The following is a 6185-nucleotide window of genomic DNA, read 5'->3' as shown; positions in this document are numbered from 1 at the left end:
TCCATCCCTTATAGGAAGTATAAAAAGAAGGCAATGGCAAATATAGATAAAAATGTAATAGATGTTTCCATCCCTTATAGGAAGTATAAAAAGTTATTGTGATGCACGGTTCTATCCTGTCTGTACCTGGTTTCCATCCCTTATAGGAAGTATAAAAAGGTGTTCGTATATGGCCTGCTCGTTTTCCTGAACCTGAGTTTCCATCCCTTATAGGAAGTATAAAAAGAATGTCACCTGGGAGTTTCCCCGCCGCATCGAGCTTGTTTCCATCCCTTATAGGAAGTATAAAAAGTATTTTGAGCTACGTACTCAGGAAAGTTGCGAACGAGTTTCCATCCCTTATAGGAAGTATAAAAAGATGCAGTGGTGGGGGAGTTGGTTGGAAGAGGTGAAAGTTTCCATCCCTTATAGGAAGTATAAAAAGAAACCAGGTAAACGACATGTAGCTACAGCTTATCTTGTTTCCATCCCTTATAGGAAGTATAAAAAGAGGCTATGGGGGTTCCAGTGGCGATTCGTGATCCTAGTTTCCATCCCTTATAGGAAGTATAAAAAGAAACATGTACAAGAAAAGTGCCGCCCCACGGTTGGAGTTTCCATCCCTTATAGGAAGTATAAAAAGATTAATTTTTATAGGTAATATAGCGTTTTAGAATATGTTTCCATCCCTTATAGGAAGTATAAAAAGGAGACCCTTTCCCAGACGATTCTCTTCATCTACTCCAGTTTCCATCCCTTATAGGAAGTATAAAAAGAGGAGAGCAAAAACATGCCTTGCATGAGAATTACGGTTGTTTCCATCCCTTATAGGAAGTATAAAAAGAGCACTATGTTGCATTGCAGTGCGTGACATTTTCGGAGTTTCCATCCCTTATAGGAAGTATAAAAAGGCATTTTACATTTAGAACAATTCCATCATTATGTAGTTTCCATCCCTTATAGGAAGTATAAAAAGCAAATATGAAGCGGCGCTACCTGTAGGTAGAAATGGGTTTCCATCCCTTATAGGAAGTATAAAAAGTAGGATATACATTTCCACTCCCGCAACAAATTGAAAGTTTCCATCCCTTATAGGAAGTATAAAAAGCAGCTTTTGAAACAGAAAGATCCGGCATTTGGTTCATGTTTCCATCCCTTATAGGAAGTATAAAAAGTTCAAAACAATTGCTATCTTAAATGCGCTTATTGAGTTTCCATCCCTTATAGGAAGTATAAAAAGCATGTGTTGCAAAAGATGTTATACTATTCTTGCAAAGTTTCCATCCCTTATAGGAAGTATAAAAAGGATGGCTCAAAAAAATACCATCCAAGCGGGAGTGTAGAGTTTCCATCCCTTATAGGAAGTATAAAAAGTATAGACTTCAATGCACACGAGAACCGAGTAGTGGGGTTTCCATCCCTTATAGGAAGTATAAAAAGTCGCCATGCATCTCTACCTTAGGGTTCATCGGCTGAAGTTTCCATCCCTTATAGGAAGTATAAAAAGCCGAAGATTCTCAGGACCCCAAGGAACTCGAAGAGCCGTTTCCATCCCTTATAGGAAGTATAAAAAGGAAATCTATCCAAAGACAGGTCGGGTGATTTGACATGTTTCCATCCCTTATAGGAAGTATAAAAAGATCCAGCACATTCACAAAAACAACCGGCGCAACACTGGTTTCCATCCCTTATAGGAAGTATAAAAAGGCTGTAATTCGTACTCATTTCGCTGGAATTATGGAAGTTTCCATCCCTTATAGGAAGTATAAAAAGGAGGCGCTATTTCAGGCCGTGATGTTTTTCCACAACAAGTTTCCATCCCTTATAGGAAGTATAAAAAGTAATTCCAACTTTCCCATCCGACCCCAAGCAAAGTGGTTTCCATCCCTTATAGGAAGTATAAAAAGTTTCCGCAATACTCCCCAAATGCTTGCCCATCGTTCGTTTCCATCCCTTATAGGAAGTATAAAAAGGGAGCCAATCGGATCACAATATAAAACATATGGTAGGTTTCCATCCCTTATAGGAAGTATAAAAAGGTACTGCGTTTACGGCTTCTGCTAGTTCTTTTGTTATGTTTCCATCCCTTATAGGAAGTATAAAAAGGACCTTCGGTTCCGTAGACCGATAAAAGAAGATTTAGTTTCCATCCCTTATAGGAAGTATAAAAAGGGGTGGAGCTATCACCCTTCCGGAACCAGCGGAATATGGTTTCCATCCCTTATAGGAAGTATAAAAAGGCCAATATTAGGTTTTTACATTACCTTCTCATCTATGTTTCCATCCCTTATAGGAAGTATAAAAAGCCTGATTATCTTATTGAGATAAAACCGCCCTTTACTGGTTTCCATCCCTTATAGGAAGTATAAAAAGTGTAGACCACATAGCCTCACAGTACGACCTTCTCTTGTTTCCATCCCTTATAGGAAGTATAAAAAGTGTCGATGAGCGTCGATTCAAGGCCGATCGTGAGAAGTTTCCATCCCTTATAGGAAGTATAAAAAGGAGAAATCGAAGCGCTCTGCAAAGTCCAGTATTTCATGTTTCCATCCCTTATAGGAAGTATAAAAAGGCAACATACATCATAACTTCCGTTAGCTGCTCTTTTGGTTTCCATCCCTTATAGGAAGTATAAAAAGAAGCATTAGCAAGCCTTTTAGAGTCCGTACCTGCATGTTTCCATCCCTTATAGGAAGTATAAAAAGTATCTACACTGTATCCCCCTAAACAAACAGTATCTCGTTTCCATCCCTTATAGGAAGTATAAAAAGGCATACTTGAAAAATACATTGAGATTCTTTCAAGAAGTTTCCATCCCTTATAGGAAGTATAAAAAGAGCAGCATGGACTCATTCCAGAGGCATTGTTCCTAAGTTTCCATCCCTTATAGGAAGTATAAAAAGGTACGATTCGTATTTCACGCTCGAAGCCCAATGCATGTTTCCATCCCTTATAGGAAGTATAAAAAGGGCAAGCAATATTAACGAACACTTCAAAGCCATTGCTAGTTTCCATCCCTTATAGGAAGTATAAAAAGCGCCTATGACTCCTTAAGGGGAGATATCCTCATTTAGTTTCCATCCCTTATAGGAAGTATAAAAAGTACGGTATGGCGCAAGAATTTATTATCGTAGCCGAGTTTCCATCCCTTATAGGAAGTATAAAAAGGAGATCACATCGTCCAAGACCTTACAGAGCTGAATGAGTTTCCATCCCTTATAGGAAGTATAAAAAGTTGCCCGTGTATTTGGTTTGATAAGCCAACAGGATGTTTCCATCCCTTATAGGAAGTATAAAAAGATAGATAGCTTGCGAAGGGAGGCTATGAAAAATGGCGTTTCCATCCCTTATAGGAAGTATAAAAAGCTCTGTTGCTTGATGATTACACTATAGCACTAACTTTGTTTCCATCCCTTATAGGAAGTATAAAAAGGACGCTACACAAGGCTATGATCTTGTTATGAAAGAAAGTTTCCATCCCTTATAGGAAGTATAAAAAGGAAATTCCCGGGTGGCTTGACGAAGACGACGAACAGGGTTTCCATCCCTTATAGGAAGTATAAAAAGACCGTGACATTATTGGTGCTAGGGACTTTGTGCACCTGTTTCCATCCCTTATAGGAAGTATAAAAAGTGTATCCGTTTGTTTTTGCCCATTTGTTAATTTCGTGTTTCCATCCCTTATAGGAAGTATAAAAAGCCTGGATGAGCGGAGATATATCGATTGCACGAGCAAGTTTCCATCCCTTATAGGAAGTATAAAAAGTTAACACCTATGCAGGACTGCACGGTTCCTTTCTCCGTTTCCATCCCTTATAGGAAGTATAAAAAGACTGTTACATTTTTGTAACAGGATGTAGCAGAATATGGTTTCCATCCCTTATAGGAAGTATAAAAAGGACGCTGGCACAGTTAATATACGATGAAAATGAAGAGTTTCCATCCCTTATAGGAAGTATAAAAAGTCCCGAACGAATACGAAATGCTTAAAAAGCATGGAGCGTTTCCATCCCTTATAGGAAGTATAAAAAGGAATTTTGTAAAAAGCCTGATCCGCTTCGATGGCTCAGTTTCCATCCCTTATAGGAAGTATAAAAAGTAGCGGGCGTAAGCGGCGGCTGGCGCAGGCATTATTGTTTCCATCCCTTATAGGAAGTATAAAAAGCGTTTTGAAGAATTATTTGGTCGGCAAGTTTTATCAAGTTTCCATCCCTTATAGGAAGTATAAAAAGAAAGAGCCTGAAGATAGTATATGTTTCAAATTCTTGTTTCCATCCCTTATAGGAAGTATAAAAAGCTCGATGAGATCATCAAAAATCGCCGGCTTATCCGGTTTCCATCCCTTATAGGAAGTATAAAAAGTTCACAGCGTTGATGAAGGGCCTTGCCGGTGACTAGTTTCCATCCCTTATAGGAAGTATAAAAAGGAGAAATCGAAGCGCTCTGCAAAGTCCAGTATTTCATGTTTCCATCCCTTATAGGAAGTATAAAAAGGACAGATAATCTTTTGTGATTTAACTCAGTTCCTAGTTTCCATCCCTTATAGGAAGTATAAAAAGGGCAGCGGTCTTCAGCCTGAAGGCGCTCACTGTATTGTTTCCATCCCTTATAGGAAGTATAAAAAGTAGGCAAAAAGGCCTATTTTATTAATTTTATAGGTGTGGTTTCCATCCCTTATAGGAAGTATAAAAAGCTCAGGCCATTAGCCGTGCTGTTCAAAGTGGCCGGTGTTTCCATCCCTTATAGGAAGTATAAAAAGAGAGGAAGAGAGAGGCATTCATCTTTAGTGACCTGAGTTTCCATCCCTTATAGGAAGTATAAAAAGGAGTGAAGGAGCCTGAAGAGTTTTCTCCGTGAAGCGTGTTTCCATCCCTTATAGGAAGTATAAAAAGCTTGCCTTGATGTTCGTATTGTAGATATAAACGATGGTTTCCATCCCTTATAGGAAGTATAAAAAGCTCTTGTAACCCCATACCCTTTTTATACATGTAGTCAGTTTCCATCCCTTATAGGAAGTATAAAAAGACAGGACAGTTATTGAGCCATTCAGGTACCCAGTATCGTTTCCATCCCTTATAGGAAGTATAAAAAGGGCGACAGTATATCCCACCGAGGAGAAAGAGAAAAGTTTCCATCCCTTATAGGAAGTATAAAAAGGACACTAGCGATCTTGTGCTAGAAACGGTAAAAGTGTTTCCATCCCTTATAGGAAGTATAAAAAGGATGCCGAAGCAGCCAAAGAGGAATGGCAGCGGACATGTTTCCATCCCTTATAGGAAGTATAAAAAGTAGTTGATGCAAAGGGGGCGGCCATGTGCTGTTTGGTTTCCATCCCTTATAGGAAGTATAAAAAGTTGGTGTTCCTCTTTACAACGACTCTAGGGAAGCTGTTTCCATCCCTTATAGGAAGTATAAAAAGGAACTGGGAAAAGTCATACGTTACATTTAGTATTGTTGTTTCCATCCCTTATAGGAAGTATAAAAAGTATATACTTCCCCGATTCGATATCGACGATATCGGGGTTTCCATCCCTTATAGGAAGTATAAAAAGTTACCATACGTTCATAAAATGCATCGTCGGTATCCTCGTTTCCATCCCTTATAGGAAGTATAAAAAGCTGGCTGGTGGAGAAGGGGTCGATGGCTCCAGACGAGTTTCCATCCCTTATAGGAAGTATAAAAAGTGAAACTTTTGAACAATATCAGGTGGCCAAATTCGGGTTTCCATCCCTTATAGGAAGTATAAAAAGAATACATAGACTCTGATTCAGGGATTGTTTACGACTGTTTCCATCCCTTATAGGAAGTATAAAAAGCAGCGTTTGTCAGCGTTCTATGCACTGCTCGAAATGAGTTTCCATCCCTTATAGGAAGTATAAAAAGAAATTTATGAACTTTTGCCATTACACCCAGACTCAGGTTTCCATCCCTTATAGGAAGTATAAAAAGTCTTTTACAGCATAGAAAGTTGTATCTCCTATTTCAAGTTTCCATCCCTTATAGGAAGTATAAAAAGTTGAAATGTTAACCCTTATTCTTTGTCATTTCTAAAGTTTCCATCCCTTATAGGAAGTATAAAAAGGAAGAAAGATGATGAAGGACGTAAAACAGATACAATGTTTCCATCCCTTATAGGAAGTATAAAAAGTTTACTCAACGGAATATTATTAGCTAGAAAAGAGGAGTTTCCATCCCTTATAGGAAG

The 6185-nt window shown here is 38.6% G+C and carries 1 CRISPR repeat array.

Features of this window, described 5'->3' with window-relative positions:
* Nucleotides 1–63: 63 nt before the first annotated feature.
* A CRISPR array of direct repeats spans nt 64–6128; the repeat unit is 30 nt; unit sequence GTTTCCATCCCTTATAGGAAGTATAAAAAG.
* Between the last annotated feature and the right edge of the window lie 57 nt (nt 6129–6185).

Source organism: Aminobacterium sp. UBA4908 (genome assembly GCF_002398115.1).
GTDB lineage: Bacteria > Synergistota > Synergistia > Synergistales > Aminobacteriaceae > Aminobacterium > Aminobacterium mobile.
The sequence above is the reverse complement of the archived record's forward strand: the minus strand, read 5'-3'. Positions and strand labels throughout refer to the sequence as shown.